At 70.3% G+C, this 21,611-nt stretch carries 15 protein-coding genes, 2 tRNA genes and 1 pseudogene; 9 read left to right on the top strand and 9 right to left on the bottom strand.

Annotated features, from left to right (window positions below):
* Positions 1-24: 24 nt before the first annotated feature.
* The 6 genes from Rai3103_RS09380 (at position 25) to Rai3103_RS09405 (ending at position 9,405) form a co-directional block, all read left to right on the top strand.
* On the top strand, positions 25-3,861 hold the full coding sequence (locus tag Rai3103_RS09380; protein ID WP_153572381.1) for an nSTAND1 domain-containing NTPase: 3,837 nt from the start codon (positions 25-27) through the stop codon (positions 3,859-3,861).
* A gap of 91 nt (positions 3,862-3,952) precedes the next feature.
* Positions 3,953-5,527: an amidophosphoribosyltransferase gene (gene purF / locus Rai3103_RS09385; protein WP_153572382.1), complete on the top strand. Its 1,575-nt coding sequence runs from the start codon at positions 3,953-3,955 to the stop codon at positions 5,525-5,527.
* Positions 5,524-6,624, top strand: coding sequence for a phosphoribosylformylglycinamidine cyclo-ligase (gene purM, locus Rai3103_RS09390; protein ID WP_153572383.1), 1,101 nt, complete (start codon positions 5,524-5,526; stop codon positions 6,622-6,624). Before purF ends, purM begins: the two co-directional genes overlap by 4 nt.
* Before the next feature lie 144 nt (positions 6,625-6,768).
* On the top strand, positions 6,769-7,017 hold the full coding sequence (locus Rai3103_RS09395; protein ID WP_153572384.1) for a DUF3073 domain-containing protein: 249 nt from the start codon (positions 6,769-6,771) through the stop codon (positions 7,015-7,017).
* A 63-nt stretch (positions 7,018-7,080) separates the two neighbouring features.
* Positions 7,081-8,079, top strand: coding sequence for an alpha/beta hydrolase (locus tag Rai3103_RS09400; RefSeq protein ID WP_194793077.1), 999 nt, complete (start codon positions 7,081-7,083; stop codon positions 8,077-8,079).
* Positions 8,080-8,091: 12 nt separating this feature from the next.
* Positions 8,092-9,405 (top strand): NAD(P)/FAD-dependent oxidoreductase, encoded by a 1,314-nt coding sequence (locus tag Rai3103_RS09405; RefSeq protein WP_153572386.1) that lies wholly within the window; start codon positions 8,092-8,094, stop codon positions 9,403-9,405.
* 92 nt (positions 9,406-9,497) lie between these two features.
* On the opposite strand, the gene Rai3103_RS09410 is transcribed toward Rai3103_RS09405, so the two are convergent.
* From Rai3103_RS09410 to Rai3103_RS09420, 3 genes are all read right to left on the bottom strand, one after another.
* The gene (locus tag Rai3103_RS09410; protein ID WP_153572387.1) at positions 9,498-10,262 is read right to left on the bottom strand and encodes a fructosamine kinase family protein; all 765 of its coding nucleotides are present in this window, start codon (positions 10,260-10,262) and stop codon (positions 9,498-9,500) included.
* A 238-nt stretch (positions 10,263-10,500) separates the two neighbouring features.
* Positions 10,501-10,574 (bottom strand) — tRNA-Phe (locus Rai3103_RS09415).
* Positions 10,575-10,637: 63 nt separating this feature from the next.
* A tRNA-Asp gene (locus Rai3103_RS09420) sits at positions 10,638-10,711 on the bottom strand.
* Positions 10,712-11,062: 351 nt separating this feature from the next.
* On the opposite strand from Rai3103_RS09420, the gene Rai3103_RS09425 reads away from it, so the two are divergent.
* Positions 11,063-11,632, top strand: coding sequence for a hypothetical protein (locus tag Rai3103_RS09425; protein WP_153572388.1), 570 nt, complete (start codon positions 11,063-11,065; stop codon positions 11,630-11,632).
* Between the two features lie 93 nt (positions 11,633-11,725).
* On the opposite strand, the gene Rai3103_RS09430 is transcribed toward Rai3103_RS09425, so the two are convergent.
* The 6 genes and pseudogenes from Rai3103_RS09430 to Rai3103_RS09455 form a co-directional block, all read right to left on the bottom strand.
* On the bottom strand, positions 11,726-13,741 hold the full coding sequence (locus tag Rai3103_RS09430) for a glycosyl hydrolase (RefSeq protein WP_153572389.1): 2,016 nt from the start codon (positions 13,739-13,741) through the stop codon (positions 11,726-11,728).
* Positions 13,738-14,484 carry an HlyD family secretion protein gene (locus tag Rai3103_RS09435; RefSeq protein ID WP_153572390.1) on the bottom strand — a complete coding sequence of 249 codons (747 nt, stop codon included), beginning with the start codon at positions 14,482-14,484 and terminating at the stop codon, positions 13,738-13,740. The genes Rai3103_RS09430 and Rai3103_RS09435 overlap by 4 nt, the downstream gene beginning before the upstream one ends.
* Positions 14,481-16,487, bottom strand: a complete 2,007-nt coding sequence (locus tag Rai3103_RS09440) for a glycosyltransferase family 2 protein (protein WP_153572391.1) — start codon at positions 16,485-16,487, stop codon at positions 14,481-14,483. Before Rai3103_RS09440 ends, Rai3103_RS09435 begins: the two co-directional genes overlap by 4 nt.
* Before the next feature lie 402 nt (positions 16,488-16,889).
* On the bottom strand, positions 16,890-17,366 hold the full coding sequence (locus tag Rai3103_RS19060) for a DUF7586 domain-containing protein (protein ID WP_422396043.1): 477 nt from the start codon (positions 17,364-17,366) through the stop codon (positions 16,890-16,892).
* Positions 17,352-18,319 (bottom strand): annotated as a pseudogene (locus tag Rai3103_RS09450) (serine hydrolase domain-containing protein); the annotation flags it as partial. The pseudogene Rai3103_RS09450 and the gene Rai3103_RS19060, both read right to left, overlap by 15 nt.
* A gap of 32 nt (positions 18,320-18,351) precedes the next feature.
* Complete coding sequence (locus Rai3103_RS09455) at positions 18,352-19,050, bottom strand: TetR/AcrR family transcriptional regulator (protein ID WP_153572394.1); 699 nt, start codon at positions 19,048-19,050, stop codon at positions 18,352-18,354.
* 176 nt (positions 19,051-19,226) lie between these two features.
* Here Rai3103_RS09455 and Rai3103_RS09460 point away from each other — a divergent pair, with 176 nt between their 5' ends.
* Positions 19,227-19,727 carry a flavodoxin domain-containing protein gene (locus Rai3103_RS09460; RefSeq protein ID WP_153572395.1) on the top strand — a complete coding sequence of 167 codons (501 nt, stop codon included), beginning with the start codon at positions 19,227-19,229 and terminating at the stop codon, positions 19,725-19,727.
* 150 nt (positions 19,728-19,877) lie between these two features.
* On the top strand, positions 19,878-21,590 hold the full coding sequence (locus Rai3103_RS09465) for an alpha-amylase family protein (RefSeq protein ID WP_153572396.1): 1,713 nt from the start codon (positions 19,878-19,880) through the stop codon (positions 21,588-21,590).
* Positions 21,591-21,611 lie beyond the last annotated feature (21 nt).

Raw genomic sequence — 21,611 nt, forward strand, 5'->3', positions numbered from 1 at the left:
GGGCCCGAGGACACCGGGGGTGCCATGTCGGCAACGGACGTGACGGACGAGGGTGCGACGACAGCCGCCGGGGCCATCACCGGGGCTGGGCTTCCGCGCACGAAGCGGGGCCTCGGGGAGGCGCTCGCGGCCGGACGTTCCCGGGCAGGGCTCTCGTATCGTGACCTCTCCCGCCGCAGCACGGTGCCCGTCGCCACCCTGCAGGGCTGGATCGGGGGCCGGTCCCTGCCCACGCCGGCGTTGCGTTCGGCGTTCCTCGAGGTGCTGGACCTGCTCGGGCTGACCGCCGACCACACCGGACCGGAGTGGTGGCAGGCCGTCGAGGACGCCCGCCGGATCCCCGGGACCGCCGCCGGCAACCCTTACGTCGGCCTGCGACCGTACGCTCCGGAGGACCGGGACGTCTTCTTCGGCCGCCAGCAGGAGCTCGCAGATCTGGTCGAGCGCGTCCGTGCGGCGGCCGTGCCCGGTGCGGGACAACCCGTCGTCGCCCTCCTGGCCCCCTCCGGGGGTGGCAAGTCGTCGCTCCTCGGCGCCGGGCTGGTCGGCACCGCCTGCGCGCCGGGAGGCGCCCTGGACGGCTGGTACGCCGCACTCCTCACTCCCGGCGAGGATCCGGAGGAGCGCTGGCGCGCCGCCTACGCCGCGCGCCTGGCGCACCCCGAACTCCCCGCCGTGCTGGTGATCGACCAGTGCGAGGAACTGTGGACCGTTGCCTCGCAGGATCGTCGTGAGGCCCTGATCGCACTGCTCGGAGGGGTCCTCGCCGACGGCGTGGCCCGGGGTGAGGCTGCGGGCCAGGATTCCTCCGAGGCCGTCGCACCCGATGTCGTAGTGATCGGCCTGCGCTCCGACTACTTCGGCCCGGCCGCCGAACACACGGTGCTCGGGGCCGCCCTGGGGCACCCCCTGCTGCTGCCGACCGTGTCCACCGAGCAGGCGGAGAGCATCATCACCGGCCCGGCGCGCCTGCGCGGCGTCGTCGTCGATCCCGGACTGATCGCGGTACTGCAGCGCGACCTCGGCGCGGCCGGCGGGACCTGGGCCGGTGGTGCGCTGCCGCTGCTCTCCCAGGCCCTCACCGAGACCTGGGACACCGCCAAGGGCCAGACCCTCACCGCGGCCGACTACCTCGCCGTCGGCGGTGTCGCCGGAGCCATCGAGCGGGCGGCCGAGCGCGCGTACGCCGATCTCGACGAGGCGGCCCGGCCAATCGCCCGCGGGTTGATCCTCCGGATGGTCCGGGTCGATCTCGACACCCCCGTCCGCCGCCCCCTCGAGCTCGAGTTGCTGCAGGACGACGAGGTCGCCTGGTCGGTCGTCGAGCGGTTCGCGCGGGCGAGGCTGCTGACCGTCGGGGACGACACTGTCGAACTCGCCCACGAGGCCCTGCTGCAACACTGGAACCGCCTGCGCGGCTGGGTCGCGGAGGACATGGAGGACCTGCGGGCGCGCGCGTACCTGGCGCGCGCGGCGGCCCTGTGGACCGAGCACGACCGGGACGACGATCTGCTCATCCCGGTCGGACGCTTCGGCCTCGGGCTGGAGGAGGACGCGACCACCCGGATGCTCGGCACCGCGGAGCGCGAGTTCGTCGCGGCGAGCCGGGCCCACTTCCTCGCCCTGGAGCAGGAGCAGGTGCGGACCAACCGCCGCCTGCGGCTGCGGGCCCGGGTCGCCTTCGGCGCCCTGGCCGGCGTCCTGGTGCTCGCGATCCTGGCTGTGGTGGCACTCATCAACATGCAGAACACCCGCAATCAGGCCCTGTCGCGCCAGATGGCCCTGTCGTCCTCGCTGGTGTCGGCGCAGGACCCTGGTCTGGCCGCGCAGATCGCCCTGGGTGCCTCCGAGTGGTCCGGCACCCCGGAGGGGACCTCCGCCCTGATCAGCGCCACCGGTCGGCCCTTCCCGCGCCGCGCCCTGGGACCGTCCGCGGCCACCAAGCTGACGGTCGACGCCGACGCTCGGCTGCTCGTCCAGCCGGAACCCGACGGCACGCTGCGTTTGTGGCGCGGCCAGGCCGCCAGCGGCGCCGCCGGCGGCGCACCCGAGGTCCTCCCGCTCGACCCGGCACACAAGTCGCTGTTCGCCGGCGCCGTCTCCACGGTCGGTGGTCAGGCCCTGGTCGCGGCCGGCGGCATGAACGGCCTGTGGCTGGTCGACGCCGCCGCCGCCCCCGCCCGCGTGCTGGCCACCCTGTCCAGCGGGCCCGGCACCACGTACGCGGCGGTCTTCAGCCCCGACGGCCGTACGCTCTACGCCGGTATGCAGAACGGATCGATCCGCCGCTGGGACATCAGCACCCCCACGGCGCCGCACGAGATGCCGGCGCTGGCGACCCAGCAGGATCCCGTCCTCGCCCTGACCATCGACCCGACCGGCACCCGGCTTGCGACGGCGGGGGCCAAGGGAGTCGCCCGCTGGGTCCTGGACGGGGACCGGGCCACCCTGCTGGGCCCCCTGACGACGCTCTCCGCCGTCCAGGCCGTGGCCTTCTCCCCGGACGGACAGTGGCTGGCGGCGGGGGAGTCGCGGGGCCGCCGGGTATCACGGTGGCGGCTCGACGGTGACACGGCGACGGCCCAAGCACCCCTGACCGGTTTCACCAGTTGGATCAACGACGTCCACTTCTCCTCCGACGGCGCCAGGGTGCTGGTCGCCTCCTCGGACCAGTCGATGCGCGAGTTCGACCAGACGACGGGCGCTCAGCTGCGCAGTTATCCGCACCCCGCCGTCGTCAGCGCGGCGATCTACGCCAGGGACCATCTGGTGTCCGCGGCCAGCGACGGGACCGTGCGCTGGTGGCCCCGGGTCGATCCGGTGTTCACGCACTTCGCCACCGGGCTCTTCCAGGTATCCGCGGACACCACGGGGACGCACCTGCTGAGCTCGGTCGACCGGACCGGGTCGATCGCCGCCTGGGACCTCGCTGACCCCTCCCGTCCGCGTCGGCTGCCCGATCCCGAGACCTCCGCGCCCGATGGCAGCCATCCGGCGGGCGACTACGAGGTCGTGACGGCCGTGCTCGCCGACGGATCGGCGGTCCTGGGCGGGACGAAGCAGGGCGACGTGGTCGTCTGGAACCGCCGTGGCGACGCCTTCGCCCCAGCCGTGAGCGTGCCCGTCGACCCTGGTCAGTCGATCAGCTGGATCGGGTCGTCCGCGGACTCACGTACGCTCGTGGCCAGCGCGATCACCAGCCAGAAGGCCCTCGTGCTACGCCGTGCCGGCGACTCGTTCGCCGTCACCGGTCAGATCGACGTCGACCAGCCGCAGGCCATGGGGATCGACGCGACCGGGCGCCTGGCGGTCGTCGCCGACATCAACGCCGCAGCCGGTGTCTGGACGATCGACGACGCCGGCCGGGCCACCCGCGTCGGCGGCATGGCCGATCTCGGGTCGACCGGGACAGTGGTGGTGTTCAGCCCCGACGGCAGGTCGGTGGCCATCGGGACGGACTCCGGGCGGGTCGTCGTCTACGACCTCGCCGATCCGGCGCATCCGCGTCAGGTCTCGGGGGAGAGTACGGCGCTGGGAGCGATCTACGGCATGGCCGTCAGCCCCGACGGTCGCTACCTGGCCGCCGGCGCCGGCGACAACCGGATCTGGCTGTGGCGCTGGGACAACGAGAAGCTCAGCCCGTTCGCCTGGATCGAGGCGTCGCTGGACCGCGTCAATGACGTACGGTTCGTCGACAACGGCCGCCGGCTGGTCGCCGGCGGCGCCAACGGTGGGATCGCCTCGTGGGACATCGACGTCGACCGGGCCCGGGAAACAGTGTGCCAGGGGCGTGGGGCGCCGCTCACGGCCGACGAATGGGCCGAACGCCTCGTCGGCGCCGCGCCTCGGGAACTGTGCTGAGGCGTACCGCGGTCGGCCCACGGCCAGCCCCTGGGCCCTCACTCCCCGGGCAACAGACGCCCCTGTGGTGCGGGGCTGTTAGGCTGTCAAGGTGCCACGCCCTGATGGCCGGCTGACCGCCGAGCTCGACCCCCTGGAGAAGTCCCCGCAGGATGAATGCGGTGTGTTCGGCGTCTGGGCGCCGGGCGAGGACGTGTCGAAGCTGTCCTACTACGGTCTCTACGCCCTGCAGCACCGCGGGCAGGAGTCCGCGGGCATCGCCGTGTCGGACGGCCGGCGGATCATGGTCTTCAAGGACATGGGACTCGTCTCCCAGGTGTTCGACGAGGGCACGCTGAACTCTCTGACCGGTGACCTGGCGATCGGGCATGCCCGCTACTCGACCACCGGTGCCAGCGTCTGGAGCAATGCCCAGCCGACCTTCCGCGCCACCGCGTCGTACGGCATCACGCTCGCCCACAACGGCAACCTCACCAACACCGATGACCTCGAGTCCTGGCTGCGTGATCGCCGGCCCACCGAGGAGGTGCCGCACAAGAACGCGATGGACTCGACGAACGACACGTCGATCGTCACGGCGTTGATGGCCACCTTCGACGACCTGCCCCTGGGGGCCGCCGCGCTCAAGGTCCTGCCGCACCTGCGCGGCGCCTTCTCCCTGGTGTTCATGGACGAGAAGACCCTCTACGCCGCCCGGGACCCGCAGGGCTTCCGGCCGCTGTGCCTGGGCCGCCTCGAGCGTGGCTGGGTGGTCGCCTCCGAGACCTGCGCCCTCGACATCGTCGGGGCCTCCTTCGTCCGCGAGGTCGAGCCGGGGGAGTGCATCGCCATCGATGCGGACGGCCTGCGATCGACCCGCTTCGCCGAGACCCGGCGGAAGGGCTGCGTCTTCGAGTACGTCTACATCGCCCGTCCCGATTCGACGATCCACGGTCGCTCGGTGCACGAGTCCCGGGTCGAGGTGGGCCGGGCCCTGGCCCGCGAGCACCCGGTCGAGGCGGACCTGGTGATGCCGGTCCCGGCCTCGGGGGTGCCGGCGGCGATCGGCTACGCCCAGGAGTCCGGCATCCCGTACGCCGAGGGCTTGGTCAAGAACAACTACGTGGGGCGGACCTTCATCCAGCCCTCGCAGACCATCCGCCAGCTGGGCATCCGGCTCAAGCTCAACCCGTTGCGCCACGTCATCGAGGGCAAGCGGCTGGTCGTCGTCGACGACTCGATCGTCCGCGGCAACACCCAGCGGGCGCTGGTCCGGATGCTCAAGGAGGCCGGCGCGGCCGAGGTCCACGTCCGGATCTCCTCTCCGCCGGTGCGCTGGCCCTGCTTCTTCGGCATCGACTTCTCCACCCGTGCCGAACTGATCGCCTCGGGGCTGAACGTCGAGGAGATCTGTCGCTCGATCGGGGCCGACTCGCTCGGCTACGTCAGCCTTGACGGCATGGTCGGCGCCACCGACCGGCCGAAGGACAGCCTGTGCCGCGCCTGCTTCGACGGGGTCTACCCGGTCGAGCCGCCGCCGCATGCGCTCGGCATCCTCGGGGACGGGTTCGTCGCCCCCCAGAGCACCCAGTTGCCGCTGCTGAGCGACACGGATGAGACCGACGAGACCATCACCGACCCGGCCGAGCAGGGAGCTGCGGCCGCGCGACCCGCGGAGGACCGATGACCCAGCAGCCGAGCCCGTCAGACGTCGGAGTGCCGGCGACCCCCAGCGCGTACGCCGCGGCCGGCGTGGACATCGAGGCCGGCGATCGTGCCGTGGAGCTGATGAAGGCCTCGGTCGCCGCGACGCATCGTCCCGAGGTCCTCGGCGGCCTCGGCGGCTTCGCCGGGTTCTTCGACGCCTCCGCGCTCGTCGGCTACCGGCGCCCGGTGCTCGCCACGTCGACCGACGGCGTGGGCACCAAGGTCGCGATCGCCCAGGCGATGGACCGGCACGACACCATCGGCCAGGACCTGATCGGCATGCTCGTCGACGACCTCGTCGTGGTGGGCGCCGAGCCGCTGTTCGTCACCGACTACATCGCGTGCGGCCGGGTCGTCCCGGAGCGGATCGCGGCCATCGTCCGGGGGATCGCACGGGGCTGTGAGATCGCCGGAGCCGCCCTCCTCGGCGGCGAGACGGCCGAACACCCCGGACTCCTCGACCCGGACGAGTACGACATCGCCGGTGCCACCACCGGTGTCGTCGAGTACGACCGGATCCTCGGCGCCGACCGGGTGCAGCCCGGTGACGTCGTCATCGCGATGGGTTCCTCGGGGCTGCACTCCAACGGCTACTCCCTGGTCCGGCACGTGCTGCTCGAGCGGGCCGGCTGGTCGCTCGACCGCGAGGTGCCCGAGCTGGGTGGGGCCCTCGGTGACGAACTGCTGGCCCCGACGCGGATCTACGCCCGTGACTGCCTCGCCCTGGCGGACGCCACGGAGGTGCACGCGATGAGCCACATCACCGGCGGCGGGCTCGCCAACAACCTCGCTCGGGTCATCCCGGGTCATCTGGCCGTACGCATCGACCGGTCCAGCTGGACCCCCCAGCCGATCTTCTCCCTCGTGCAGCAGGTCGGCACGGTCTCCCAGCCGGACATCGAGGCCACGCTCAACATGGGGGTCGGCATGGTCGCCCTCGTCCCCGCTTCCGGGGTCGACGAATCGCTGACCCTGCTCGGCGCTCGCGGGATCGATTCCTGGGTCTGCGGTGAGGTGCGTGAGGCGGGGGACACAGACGGTGGAACGGTGGTCCTGGAGGGGCGGCACGGGGCGTAGATCTGGGCGACGACACGGGTGTTCACGGCCGGTGGAGGACTTTGATTAGTCCACCGGCTCGGGTAGCCTGTGTCTCACGACAGTTACCAGATTCATGCCGCGGCCCAGCCGCAGGCGCTACCAGATGCGAGGGGGTCGACCCATATGGGGCGCGGCCGTGCGAAGGCAAAGCAGACCAAGGTTGCTCGTGAGTTGAAGTACCGCTCGGTTGAGACGGACTTCTCCTCGCTGGAGCGTGAACTCCGGGGCGAGTCCTATCAGGACGAGGACCAGAGCGACTCCCACGAAGTCGAAGACGACGTACCGGACGCGTATGCGGATCTGGCGGCTCGTTACAACGTCGACGAGGATGACGAGTACGGCGGCTACGGAGAGATGCGCAAGTCGGGCTAGCGTCCCGCTGCCTCGCCGGTGGTCAGCTCGCCGGTGGTCGACTCAGGTCATGCAGGGCCGTTCGTGAGCGTTCCCCAGGATATCGACCCCTCCCGGTGGCGCTCCGATCTGTTGACCGGCTTCTCCTGCACGGACCTGCCGTTGACTCCGCACGTCCCGATCGTGGGCGAGCCGGACATCCCCGTCGGTGGTGTCCTGATCCGTCGTGATCGGGACCGTCCGTCCGATCCCTCGGTCAGGCGTCCGGCGGTGCTGTACATCCATGGCTGGAACGACTACTTCTTCCAGACCCACCTGGCTGACTTCTGGGTGGGACTGGGGTACGACTTCTATGCCGTGGACCTGCGCCGGTACGGGCGGGCGCTGCGACCAGGGCAGCTGTTCGGCTACATCACCGACCTCGACGAGTACGCGGCCGAGATCGATGCGGCCGTGACCGTGATCCGCGCCGACGGCCACGACACGCTGGTGCTGATGGGGCATTCCACCGGTGGGCTGACGGCCGCGCTCTACGCCGACACCCATCCGGGCGTCTTCACGGCTGTCGTGCTGAACTCGCCGTGGCTCGAGCTGTCGGGCAATCTGCTGCTGCGCCAGGTCGTGTCCCGGCTTGTCAGCGGGGTGGCGCGGATGGCTCCCACCTCGATCCTCCCGATCGTCGACCAGGGGTTCTACCGGCGGACGATCCTCGCCGCCGAGGCGGGGGAGTGGGACTTCGACACCGAGTGGAAACGCCTCAATGCGCCGATCCGGCTGGGCTGGGGCCGGGCCATCATCCGGGCCCACGAGCGGGTCGCGGCCGGCCTGCACATCGACGTCCCCGTGCTGGTCCTGTGCTCGGCCCGGTCTGTCCAGGGCCGGACATGGTCGGAGGAGATGGCGCAGGCCGACACGGTGCTCGACGCCGACGGGGTCGCCCATCGGGCCCCCGACCTCGGACGACATGTGACGGTGGTCCGGATCAGTGGAGGCTTGCACGACCTCGTCCTCTCGGCGCCTCCGGTGCGGGCGGAGTTCTTCAGGACGGTTGAGACGTGGGTGGCCGCCTACTGTGAGCTGTGACACGATGACAGGGTGAATCAAGGGCCACATGTCGTTGTCATCGGTGCCGGTTTCGCGGGGATCCAGGCCGCACGGGAGCTCTCCCGTCAGGGCTGCCTGGTCACCCTGGTGGACCGGCATCCCTACAACACGTTCCAGCCGCTCCTGTACCAGGTGGCGACGGGCGGACTCAACCCGGGCGACGTCACCTACTCGCTGCGTAACTTCTCCGGCAAGCATCGCGGGGTCCGGTTCACCTGCGGTGCGGTGAGCGGCATCGACCCGGAGGGACGTACGGTCTCCCTCGATGACGGGCGCACCATCGCCTACGACTACCTCGTCCTCGGCTTCGGCGTGACCGCGAACTTCTTCGGCCTGCCGGGGGTGGCCGAGAACGCCCTGCCGATGTACACCCGGGCCCAGGCCATCGCCTGCCGCGATGCCGTGTTCGGCCGGCTGGAGCACTATGCCGCGCTGCCGGAGGAGGAGCGGGCGACCAAGGACCTCCACATCGTGGTGGTCGGCGGCGGTGCGACGGGCGTGGAGATGGCCGGCTCATTGGCGGAGATGCGCTCCACCGGGGTGCCGAACATGTATCCCGAGCTTGACCGCAAGCGGGTCAAGGTGCACCTGGTCGAGGCCGGCCCCGTGCTGCTCGGCCCCTTCGGGCATGACCTGCAGGAGTACACGTACGACGAGATGGTCAAGCGCGACGTGGACGTCCGCCTCAGCACGTCGGTGGCGCGGATCGATGCATCCCACGTCTACCTCAAGGGCGGCGAGGAGATCGACAGTGACGTGGTGATCTGGGGCGCGGGCGTGGGAGCGTACGACTGGGTCCGCTCACTCGGCTTCGAGCTGGGACGCGGTGGCCGGATCGTCGTCGACCAGATGCTGAGGGTCAAGGGCCAGGACCGGATCTTCGCCGCCGGGGACTGTTCGATCATCGAGGACCAGTTCCTCCCGCAGCTGGCGCAGCCGGCCATGCAGATGGGCGTCCACATCGCGGGCCAGATCGTCTCTCACGCGAAGGGTGGCCAGCTCGAGCGCTTCGAGTACTGGGACAAGGGCACGATGGCGACGATCGGTCGCAACGCCGCCGTCGCCGAGGTCGCCATCCCGGGTCGCCACAAGCCCGTCGCCTTCACCGGCTTCGTCGCGTGGCTGCTGTGGGTCGGTGTCCACCTGTTCATGCTGTTGGGCGGACGCAACCGGGTCGGCGCGATGATCAACCTGGGCTTCCGCTACATCGCCTGGGGCTCCAACACCTGGAACATCGTCGGTGACCTGGCCACGCCCAAGCGGGCCAAGCGTTCGGCCGCCGAGGCCGAGGCCGAGAACGACTGAGCCGCCACCTGATCCGACCGCGGGGCCGGACCGAGAACGCCGATGGCCCGACCCTCATGGGGTCGGGCCATCGGCGTGCGTGGCGCTTCCGCTCAGAGGAAGCGTTCGGCCAACCGCACCGCCTGGGTGCCGTACGCGGCCGAATGGGTGACCGCGTGGACCAGCAGCGGATGCAACTGGTGCAGCCCGATCAGGCCGCGCCAGCCCTCGGTGAGCCGGGCGCTCTCGGCGTACGCGTCGAGGATCACGTCGATGAACGGAGCACCGAACAGTGACAGCATCGCGAGGTCGGTGAGCCCGTGGCCGCCGTGGGCGGCCGGGTCAATCAGGACGACGCCCTTGGGTGACCACAGCACGTTGCCTGCCCACAGGTCGCCGTGGATCCGTGAGGGAGCGCTCCCGTCATCGAAGACACCGTCGGCCAGCCGGGCGGCGATCCGTTCGATGGTGCGCATCCCGGCGTCGTTGAGGTTGCCGAGCGCGTGGGCGGCCTGCGCGTACGGCAGGATGCGCTGTTCGGCGAAGAACACGCCCCAGGTGTCCTCGGGACGCAGCGTCATGGCCTGGACCCCGATGAAGCCGTCACCGTCCCAGCCGTCCGGGCCCTGCCCGAAGGCGTCCGCGCCCGCGGCGTGGGTGCGGGCCAGGGCGTGCCCGAAGGCCTCCGCCGATGCCTTCGAGGGTCGCGAGTTGGGGACGTTGTCCAGCTCGATGCGGCCTTCTTCGACGGACCGTACGCGGACCACCTGGGCGCTGCCCGGACCGGCGAGGGCGAGCCACCTCAGCCCCGCGGCCTCGACCTGGAAGTAGCCCTCCGGTGTCGTCGCGGATTCCTTGGTGAACGTTTCGTGCGCCATGGCGGAAGCCTATCCGTAGGAATCGGGTATCTCCTACACGCGCCGTAGAACGGGCTCCCGGCAACGCGCGCGAGGAGATATGACAGAGATCACATCAGGGTAGCGGCCGTCGGGATCGTCGCGGGCGTGGAGTGCGTCGGTGGACGCCGCTCCATCGCAGGATGGCGGATCCAGCTGGACCGGCGGAGGACAGCTGGGGAAAGCAAAAGGGTCGCACCTCGAGGTGCGACCCGTGCTGTGGCCAGGACCGGGTTCGAACCGGTGACCTTTCACTTTTCAGGCGAACGCTGCTACCAACTGAGCTACCTGGCCGAAGGATTGCTCCTCCAACAGAAAAACGGTGACACGAGCGACACGTTCGTCTCACCGCTTCCGCGACCCCGACGGGACTCGAACCCGCGACCTCCGCCGTGACAGGGCGGCGCGCTAACCAACTGCGCTACGGGGCCATCCGGTCTCCGGACCCTCTGCCTGCAGTGACCTGCGAGCCAGTGGAACCTTTCCGAGTGACCTGCTGCCGTTTCAGGCAGCTCGAGAACTATAGCGCGAGCGAGAAGCAAATGTGAAATCGAGGTGTTCCGCGGTCCGTCCGCCCGTCAGATCGGCGCCATCACGACGATCGGGCGCCAGGGCACGCCTCCGGCGGGGGGCAACGCTCCCGCGACGGGTCGGGGCCGCGTACGGTCGCTGTGCCTCTGGGGGTCACTCGGCAGCGATCGCGGCGCCGGCCCGGTATGGTCATCGGGGACGGATCGTGTGACGCCCGTGGGCGGCGACAGGGAGATGACGGATCAATGACGATGGCCGGAGCTTGGATCTACACCCAGGGCACGCGCAGCGGGCGATGGGCCAACATTTCGCTGCTCGGGATGGAGGATGCCAGCGGCATCCCGTCCTCGGAGTGGAACAACATCACCAGTGGTGCCGGCTTGCTGCTCTTCCCCGACGGCAAGTGGAACCAGGGTGGTCGCTTCCACCTGTTCTACAAGTCGGCAGGGGCCGAGGTGGCGGCCCAGGTCGATGACCTCCTCGACCCGGCCGACCCGCACTACCCGCCCAGCCCGACGGCCTGGCAGCCGGTCTGGCGCCGGTGCGTCGACTACCTCAACCATCTCGTGGGTGGCGAGGTCGTCGTCCTCGAGGACTTCGCCGCCGAGTGGCGCGCCGGTGTCGATGCCCGGGAGGCCGCCGAGGCGGAGGCCCGCAAGGGGGTCGAGCAGCCCGATCTCGAGGTCGCCGTCCGTCGTGCCGCCGACAAGGCCAAGCAGCGTCTCAACGGCATCCGGGCCCGCCGGGTCGAGGAGCGCGAGGCCCGCGAGGCCGCGGAGGCGCGTGAGTCGGCGCACCCCCAGGAGTCCCTCGAGTCGTGACCCGGAGCGAACCGGCACGTCGGTGAACCACCACGAGGCCGCGCCGTCGGAGGACGGCGTGGCCTCGTGCGGTCCTCGACCGTTGACGCCCCGTCAGCGGGACATGATGAACGCCAGCAAGTAGGTTCGCGAGTCACCGTCGTCGATGAACTGAGCGGGTAACCGGCGTGCGGCGGCGAGGGCCGACTGCTGCTCGGCCCTGCCCGCCAGGGACCGGTACATCAGTAGGTAGTCGCCGTACTGCTGCTGGTAGCCCTTCGTCGCCGTGGCCTCGGCGAGGTTGTCCATGATGCGCCGCGGGTCAGCCGCCAGATGGTCGGACGAGGGGCTCATCGGGAGCAGCAGGATGCTCAGCGCCGCTGCGGGCTCCGGGGAGAACCAGGTCGCGTAGTCCCGCTTACCCCCGAAGTTCAGCGGGATGACCTGGTGCTGGAATCCCTGGTACGGCGCTGCTGCGCGGTCGAAGTCGGTCCAGTAGGCGGTGGCCGACGAGGCTTCCAGGGCCTGCATCCAGGTGGACTGCTGCTCCAGGCCGGAGTTGTGGGACGCCCGCGCCCAGAGTGTCAGGCCGGCCCAGGCGGTGACCGCCTCCGAGGAGGACTCCTGGTTGTTCCCGTCGGCGAACGGTGCGGTGCCCGAGGCCCAGGAGTGGGAGGCGTACGCATCGAAGGTCCGTCGGCGCGGGAACCGGTCGGTCTGCTCCGAGGAAGCGATATCAGCGGCCAGCAGATCCATCACCGGAGTCAGCTGGGAGGCGAGGTCACGGTCACCCGCGGCGACCACTCCTGCGGCGTACAGGAAGTAGCCGTAGTGGAAGTGATGGTCGTTGTACTCGTCGGAGCCGAAGGACGGGGTCATCCCCACGACGCCGCGGTTGCGGGTGTCGTACGTGAAGCAGAAGGAGTCACGCCTGATACACCCCTGCGGGTCGGTCCACCGACGCAACTGCCCGGCCACGCGTTCCTTGAGGCGGTCGGCCTGCTCGTTCGCCCCCAGCTGGCGGGCGATCTGCAGCAGCATGGCGTCGCGATAGAGCGCCTTGCCGCCGAAGTACGTGTCCGCCGGGTACGACTTGCTCGCCGCCACGTCGACCGTCAAGGACTGACGCAGCTCCTGCTTCTCCCCGTCCGAGAGGGCGGCCAGGTCCAGCCCCGCCCGGGCCGCGTCCCTCGGCGTGGTCCAGGTGAGGTCGTGGCCGGAGCACAGCGTCATCTCGCCGAAGATGCTGGCGTACGTCCCCAGGCCGCACGCCATGCCATGGTCCAGACCCGCCCGCTGGTGCGGCAGGGTGGCGAACGCCGTGGCGCCCCCGTCGTGGGTGGCGTAGTGCAGCGTAGTGGTGACGGAACGCTGGTCGACCCGGTAGGCCGCCGAGGTCTCTGTCACCGGGTCCGCGGCCAGCCGCGCCATCCCCTGGACCGTGGCTCCGGTCGCCACCGGGAACCACGTCGCCCGGCCGCCCGTCCCGAGGTCGAGCGTCGCGCCGTTCACCGTGGCGGCGTCGGTGGTCAGGCCGTACGTCGTCCTGCCGACCGTGGCGGATCGGTCCTGGCCCTCGGCGCCGAACGACGTCGAGAGCCTGACCTGGTGTGGTGTGGCCGAGGAGTAGCTGATGAAGGGCGACCCCTGCACCAGATGGACGGTGCCCACCAGGGTGGCGCCGCGGCGAGCCTCGATGCTGACGCCCAGCTCGTCGTAACCGCTGACCCGCCAGTCCACCCCGGCGCCGAGGTCCACGGTGACGTCCGGGGTGTGCGACCCCATGATGGTCCTGGGCGTCGTGGTCAGCGTCGGCAGCCCGAAGGAGAAGCCGGTCGCGGACAGCGCGAACGAGGTCGGCAGCGGGTAGACCGGCTGGGGCCGGGCCCCGAAGACGAGACCGGAGAACCACCGGTTCGTCGGGGGCACGAGTCCGGCGGCCAGCCGGGCGGTCGTCAGGTCCTTGCCGTCCCGCTGGGCCACCCCAGCGACCAGGCCCGCGACCCGGTCAGTGGGGAACGCCGCCTGGCCCGACCCGGGCGTGTCCGCCGGGCCGGCGCAGGCCGCCATCAGGCCCATCACCAGGAGTGCTGCCAGGGCGGTCGGGACGCGGCGCCCTGACCGCCTCACCGCAGACCGATCTTGGTGAGGAAGTTCAGGAAGCTCTGGTTCATCCCCGCCAGGGGACCCTCGTCCCGCAGCGACAGGATGGCAGTGACGGGGGTGCCCTGGCGGGTGAGGGAACCCAGGCGCGCGTCACTCAACTGATCGCTGCTCACCCGGACCCTGGTCAGGGGCACGGACCCGTCGGCGGCACCTGCGGTGACGTCGACGTTCTCGACCTGCCCGTCCAGCTTCTCGTTGTTGGGCAGGATGATGCTGACGTGGGCCCCGTTGTCGATGCGTCCGTAGTCATGCGGAGCCAGCCGGAAGTCCGCCGCGACCTGTCGACGGCCCTCCTGGACCACCACGACCATCGGGGTCGTCCCGGCGATGTACGTCCCCTTGAGTGCCTGCATGCCGGCGACGTAGCCGTCGGTCACCGAACGGTAGACGATCGTGCTCTTGGCGGCGTCGACGGTGTAGATGGGGGTGTTCTTCGGGGTGTTCCCCCGGGCTGCCTCCTGGGAGACCTGCGGGCTGCTGGCCACGAACAGGACCTCGCCGGCCGTCACCCGGTCGCCGGGCTGGACCAGCTGATCGGTGACCACGCCCCCGTAGTCGGAGCTGATCGTGACGGTGGGCGCTTCGACGCTGGCGCTGACACTGGCCACCTGCGTCTGTCGATGGTTGAAGAGGAGCGTCAGCCCCAGGCAGAGGGCGAGGACGACGATGATGCCGAACCACAACTTGATACGCACGGGCCACGTCATCGCTGATCCTCATTCCAGGTCTGGTGGGTGTCGGGCCGGGTGTCGGGGGTCGGGCGATCGTCCCAGGAGCGGTCGCGGGTCATCGGGCGTTGCCATCGGGGCGCGGCACCGACTTCGCCGGAGCCCGCCGTGTCGTCAGGGTGACGTCGACCGGTGACCGGAGCAGGCATGTGCCCGAAGTCGTCCGATATCGGTCGGATCTCCGGGAGGGTGATGGTGTCGCCGTCCTCGTGGGAGGCGAAGCGCCGGCCATGGAAGGCGGTGGTCGCTGGCTCCACGGCGCGCCCTCTGGAGCGCGGCACAGGGGCGGTTTCCGGCGCGGTCGCCTCGATCGTGACCTCGGTGCGGTCGAGCCGGCGCGGAGCCCTCCCGCGGCGGTTGGCGCGGATCTCGCTGAAGGCCACGCCCACGAACACTCCGAGCACGAGGGTGTTGATGGTGAGCCAGACCGTGGCAAGGTTCAGCTGCCCGAGGGTCACGTCGCGCCAGATGGACACCAGGAGGGTGCAGGCAAGGAAGACGAAGGTGAGGACCTGGGGCATCATGAACCCGAACGGTGAGGCCTTGCCTCCGGTGGTCCCTGTGACGCTCCACTTCTGGTCGACCGCGAACATGGCGTTGCGCAGTGCCTTGAGGTAGATCGGGTACGAGCAGGCCGCCAGCAGGAGGACCTCCCAGCGGAAAGTGCCCAGGATCAACATCGCCAGCAGCACCTGCATGATGTAGAAGCCGCCGTAGAACAGGATCCACGTCGCCGCCCCGACGGTGGCACCGACCGGTCGCAGGTCGAAGAACACCTCGAGGGCGGGGACGAAGAGCAGGATCCCGGGGGCGATGCCGGTGAGGTAGTGGGTGGCCGTCACGAAGTACATGAACCGCTGGTCGAGCGTGAGATTGCGCCGCGGGCTCAACGGGTTGTGGGTGAAGAGGATCTCGAACCCGCCGGTGGCCCAACGGAGCTGCTGCTTCGAGTAGGCCTCGATCGAGTCCGGCGCGTCCCCCACGGCCAGGGCCTCGGGGATGAAGACGGACCTCCAGCCCCGCTCGTGCAGCATCAGGGAGGTCCACACGTCCTCCGACTTGGAGCGGGTGTACATGCCGCCCACCTCGTTGATCGCGGTGCGCCGGAACAGCACGTTCGTGCCGACGCAGAAGGCCGCGTTGAACTGGTTCCGCCCCGGCTGGATGAAGCGATAGAACATGGTCTGCATGTAGCCGGCGCCCCGGGAGATGACGTTGTGGAGGTTGCCGTACGCCTGCGGTGTCTGGACGAACGCGACGCGGGCGTCATGCATGAACGGCAGCGTCTCTTCGAGGAAGGCGGGTCTGGGGACGAAGTCGGCGTCCAGGATGACGAAGAAGTCGCCGTCGGTCCGCCCGAGGGCGTGGTTCACGTTGCCGGCCTTGGCCGAGTCGTGGACCGTCCGTCGGAGGTAGCCGCAGCCGAGCGCCCCGGCCATCCGTTGCACGTCGTCGGAGTCCCCGTCGTCGAGGATCCAGGTCCTGTGGGCGCCCCGGATGGCCATCGCCGCCGTGGCGGTACGCCGGATGACGTCCAGCGGCTCGCCGTAGACCGTGATGAGCACGTCGACGGTGACGACCTCGTCATTGATGAGCAGTGGCCAGCGCTCCGGGGCGTCATCGACGGCGTACGACGCGTTGAGGTCGCTGTCGTAGAGGAAGCGTTTGGCCGTGTAGAAGTCGTAGGTCCGCGGGTTGCGCTGCCCGACGAGGATCGTCCACATGCCCATCAGGGCGTGGAAGACCAGGATCGCCTCCGCGAAGACCACCAGGAACCACGGCAGGAAGTCGCCACGGTTTGCCGGATTGAGGAGAAACAGCCCATACGCCACCACTCCGAGCATCGAGAGCAGGGTGACCGCCAGGATGACGGGCGAATGGGAATTGCGCGTGGCCCGCCGAGGGCCGGGATCGGGCTCGTCGTGGCCGTCCGCTGTCTCGTGGGCGGCGACGCTGCTGCGCCGATCCGTCGCTTTCGCCATTACAGTCACATGGTCCCCCTAGTCCCATGTCGAGCGGCCCGTTCCCCGTGGGGACGCTCTGTGATGGTGGGGGAGTTGCCGACGGCGTCGCGGTGCCGTACTGTTCCCTGAGCCGTGGCTCCCGGGCTTGTACGGCAGGCGGGTCGGACGGCAGATGGGCCGCACAGCGCTTCGGTGGGCCGAGCGGCCCGACGCTGACACAGGGGACCCCTTGCTGCTGGGCCCCCGACCCATGATCCGGGGCGATGCAACGGGCCCCGGACGGGATTTCTCCCCCGGTCGCCCTGCACTGGACGACTCCTAGTCAGTTGGGACCTTACTTCCGGGTGGGTCCACCGTCAGGACCACCGTGCCACCCTCTGAAGTCGACGCGGTTCCTCCCCTTGCCGGGCCCGGCTCGGCTCAGCGCCAAGCATCCTCCGGGTGGGCGCCCGGGGTGCCGGTCCCGGGCTCGTACGGGCTGCGGGTGAAGCGGAACGTGCCGATGTCCAGCGCGTACGGCGTCTCCTCGCCGGCTCGGGTCAGCGGTAGGAGCTGCTCACCCAGCCAGTAGTCGCCCGCCATGCCCACCCAGCCCCGCAGGGGCAGTCGCTCGAACGTCGTCTCGCGACGACCACCGCCGAGCGGCGCCAGCGCCAGCCGCACCGAGCGTCCCGGCCCTGCTGCGGGCAGTGCGCTCAAGGTGTACGGGTTGGGGCCCCAGTACCAGACTCCACACAGGTCGACGACATCGGCCTGGGCGGGGTCCAGCGCGTACCGTGCGGGCGTCGGGGGTTCGGTCGCCGCGAGCAGGTCGAGCAGGCCGTGCGCGGCGCCCAGCGGATGGGTCGCCGAGGCGCAGACGGCGACGACGTCGCCCGTGCCGGGATCGCACCACAACTCCGCGGTGAACCCGGGCACCGAACCGCCGTGTCCCCAGCGACGGGTCTCACCGGTGTTGACGACCTGCAGCCCGAGGCCGTGCGCCGACACCCAGGGGGACCCGGGTGTGTCGGCCAGCGCCCTCGGCTCGTGCATCTGGGCGAGCAGGTCGGCCGGGAGGAGGTCCGGGCCGTCGCCCGACCCGCCCAGCGTCCACGTTCCGAACCGCACCAGGTCCGAGGGCGTCGACCAGAGCGCTCCCGCCGGCGCCATCGCCCGGTAGTCGGTCACCGGCTCGGGGTGCCAGACGTCCGCGTACGGGTGGACGGCCACCCCGGTCGCACAGGAGCGGTCGGCGTCCGGCCCGGTGCGATGCAGGCCGAGGGGGCCAGCACCCGCCGGTGGACGACGGCGTCCCACGGCTCCCCCTCGAGCACCTCCAGCAGGTGGCCCAGCACCGCGTAGCCGGTGTTGGAGTAGTGGTGGAGCCGGCCCGGCGCCGTGAGCACCTGGGGTGGGGAGGCCACGAGGTCTGCCCACGAGGGACCGGGGGAGCGTTCCCACCAGGGGCCGGTGGGCTCGGCCGCCAGGCCCGAGGTGTGGCTCAGGTAATGGGCCACGGAGGCCTTGGGGGAGAGCGCATCGGGCAGCAGGTCGGCGATGGGTGTCTCCAGCTCGATCCGGCCCTCGGCGACCAGTTGGAGGACGGCCACCGCGACGAGAGGCTTGGTGATCGAGCCGATCCGGTAGCGCGTCGTTTGCGTGGCCATGCTGGCGGCATCCGTGGTCCTGCCGTCCGTGCCGGTGGCGCCCGCCGTCGGTTCCGGGGCCAGGACGCCGATCGCGCCGGCCCACACCACGTCGCCGGCGCGAGCCACCGCGGCCGAGACCGAAGGGACCCGGCCGCTGCGCTGGGTGCGGAGCAGCCAGTGGTCGAGGATGCGGACCGTCGCGGGATCCAGCGTCGTCATGGCTCCGACGGTAGTCCGGTCGGGTCGCGCTGTCAGAGGCCGCGCTGTGTGGCCCGCGAGGGATGTGGCGGAGAGCTGACCGGCGTCGGCAGCCCGTCCCGCAGGAGGGTGGCAGCGTCCTCAAGGGCGGTCCGGAGGGCCACCTCGTCGTCCTCGGAGAGCGTCGGTGCGCCGGTAGGTCCGCTGTGGCACCGCAGGAAGTGGGCGGCGGCCGCGCGCATCGCCGCCACCGAGGCCTCGACGAGCACCGTCGGGTAGGGGTCCTCGTCGGGGTCGGACCCGAGTCGCTCGGCCACCGCCTCGACCAGGGTGCGGGACGTCTCCCGCGAGGAGCCCATCGCCAGCGGGAGGAGTTCGGGGTGCCGGCTGGTCACCTGCTTCACCAACCGCCAGGTCGTACGGTCGGCGGAGATCTCCACGGCGTGGTCGATCAGGGCCGCGAGGAGGATGTCGCGGACCTCGGTCCCGGCCGGAGCCTGGCGGATGCGGTCGCGCATCCCTTCCCCGTGATCGGGGGTCGGATCGACGAGCGCCTGCTCCTTGCTGGCGAAGTAGTTGAAGAAGGTGCGGGGAGACACGCCGGCCCGGTGCGCGATGTCCTCGACCCGGACCTCGGACAGGCCCCGCTCCGCGACCAGCTCGAGAGCGGCCAGGCGCAGCGCCCGGTGGCTCTCCTGCTTCTTGCGCGCGCGCAGGCTACCGGGGGTGTCACGCTCGGGGCCGGTGATCATGGCTCCATCGTACGAACAGCGGTGCCGTCCGGTCCGACTCCGTGGCACACCGAGCCTGGGGAGGCGGTACCCCGAGGAAGGTCAGGGCCGACCCGGTGAACAACCCCATCGCCCCGGTGCGAGTCGCGGCCTACCGTGGGGGCGTACGCACCGTCGACGGGAGCAGGGGAGGGTCCATGACCAACGTACTGGTGGCCTTCGCCACCAAGGGCGGCACCACCCAGGCCATCGCCGAACGTCTCGGGTCCGGCCTGACCGACGCCGGTCACGCGGTGACCGTGGTCCCGGTCCAGGACGATCCCGACCCGGCGGCGTACGACGCCGTGGTGATCGGTTCCGGCGTGATGTCCGGCAGCGTCTACGCCTCGGCGGGTCAGTGGGTCAGCGCCCACCGCAAGGGGCTGGCGCACAAGCCGACCGGGGTCTTCGTCGTCTGCTTGGACATCGCCTCCGGGGAGCGGTCCCGGATCGAGCAGGCCCGCGACTACCCGAGCCAACTCGTCGCGCTCCTCCCGGAGGAGCCGATCGGGACGACGGTGTTCGCCGGGCCGCACGAGCCACAGTGGCGGGCGCGCTGGGAACGCCTTGCCGCCCGCGTCGGGCGAGCCCCGCGAGGCGACTTCCGTGACTGGGGCGCGGTGGATGACTGGGGCGGGGAACTGACCGGCCGGCTCTGACCTGGACCCGGCCGGCGCATTGCCGGCGCACTGTCGGGCTCGCGAAGTGCTTGCGGCGCCGCTCGCCGACAGGGTGGGATGGAAGCACACGATTTCACCGGTTCACGTGGTTTCCTGCGCGATCCGTCGACGGTGCGAAAGATGGTGGACATGCAGATCACCGAGACCAGCGACCTGTGGTGGAAGAGCGCGGTCATCTACTGCCTCGACATCGAGACGTTCCTCGATGCGAACGGCGACGGCAGCGGCGACCTCGGCGGGTTGGCGCGCCGGATGGATTACCTGAACGAGCTCGGGATCACCTGCCTGTGGCTGATGCCCTTCTATCCGAGCCCCGACCGGGATGACGGCTACGACATCGTCGACTTCTACGGGGTCGACCCGAGGCTCGGCAACCACGGTGAACTCGTCGAGGTCATCCGCACCGCCCATGACCGGGGCATCCGGGTGATCGCCGACCTGGTCATCAACCACACGTCCGACAAGCATCCCTGGTTCCGGGAGGCGCGCCGCAGCAAGGACAACCGGTACCGCGACTTCTACGTCTGGCGGGACACGCCGCCGCCGGACACCCACACCCAGGTCGTCTTCCCCGACAAGGAGACCTCCGTATGGCAGTTCGATGAACGGACCGAGGAGTGGTATCTCCACCATTTCTACAAGTACCAGCCGGATCTGAACACCTCGAACCCGGATGTGCGCCGGGAGATCCTCCGGATCATCGGTTTCTGGCTCCAACTCGGCATCGACGGCTTCCGGGTCGATGCGGTGCCGTACTTCCTCTCCAGCGACAAGACCTCGCCCAGTGAGTCGATGCCGGGAGATCCGCACCTGGTGCTGAAGTCGATCCGTTCCTTCCTCGAGCGGCGCAAGGGCAGCGCGATGATGCTCGGCGAGGTCAACCTGCCGTACGACCAGCAGCTGGCGTACTTCGGCGGCGAGGCGGGCGATGAGCTCAACCAGATGTTCGACTTCGTCGGGATGCAGGCGGCGTACCTGTCCTTCGCCCGGGAGGACGCCACCCCACTCAAGGAGGCCCTGCTCGCCCGGCCGCCGATCCACGCGACCTGCGCCTGGGCCAACTTCCTGCGCAACCACGACGAGCTCACCCTGGACAAGCTCAGCGAGAGTGAACGGCAGGAGGTCTTCGACGCGTTCGGGCCCGAGGAGAACATGCAGCTCTACGGCCGTGGGCTGAAACGCCGGCTGCCGTCGATGCTCGGCGGTGACCCGCGCCGGATCCGGATGGCGTACAGCCTGATGTTCTCCCTCCCCGGCACGCCGGCGCTCTACTACGGGGAGGAGATCGGCATGATCGAGGACCTCGAGGCCGAGGGGCGGATGGCGGTGCGCACCCCCATGCAGTGGAGCGACCGGCCGAACGGCGGGTTCTCCACCACGGAGCCCCGCCACCTGGTCCAGCGCCTGGTCCCCGATGGTGGCAGCCCCGAGCACATCAATGTGGCCCGCCAGCGTCACGAGGGCGACTCGCTGTGGAACTTCATCCGTGACCTGATCGGACTGCGGCGGACGTGCAACGAGCTGGGCTGGGGCGAGGTCTCGATCCTGGACCAGCCGGCCCCCTCGGTGCTGGCCCACCGGTGTGACCTGCCCGGGGCGGCGATCATCGCGGTGCACAACCTGGCGTCCGAGGCGGTGACGATCGACCTGTCGGTCGATGCCTTGACCAGCGAGACCATGGAGGGCGACCCCGACGGTCCCAAGCCGGTGCCGTTCGTCTGCGTCGATCTGTGGGGACCGCACCGGGTGGAGCTGGAGAACGGCGTGCTGCGGGTGGCGCTGCCGGCCTACGGCTACCGCTGGTTCCGGATCCTGGAAGCCGACGACCTGGACGCGCCCTAGCCGTGTCCCGGCAGGCTGCGA

The sequence above is a fragment of the Raineyella fluvialis genome, from assembly GCF_009646095.1.
Lineage (GTDB): Bacteria > Actinomycetota > Actinomycetes > Propionibacteriales > Propionibacteriaceae > Raineyella > Raineyella fluvialis.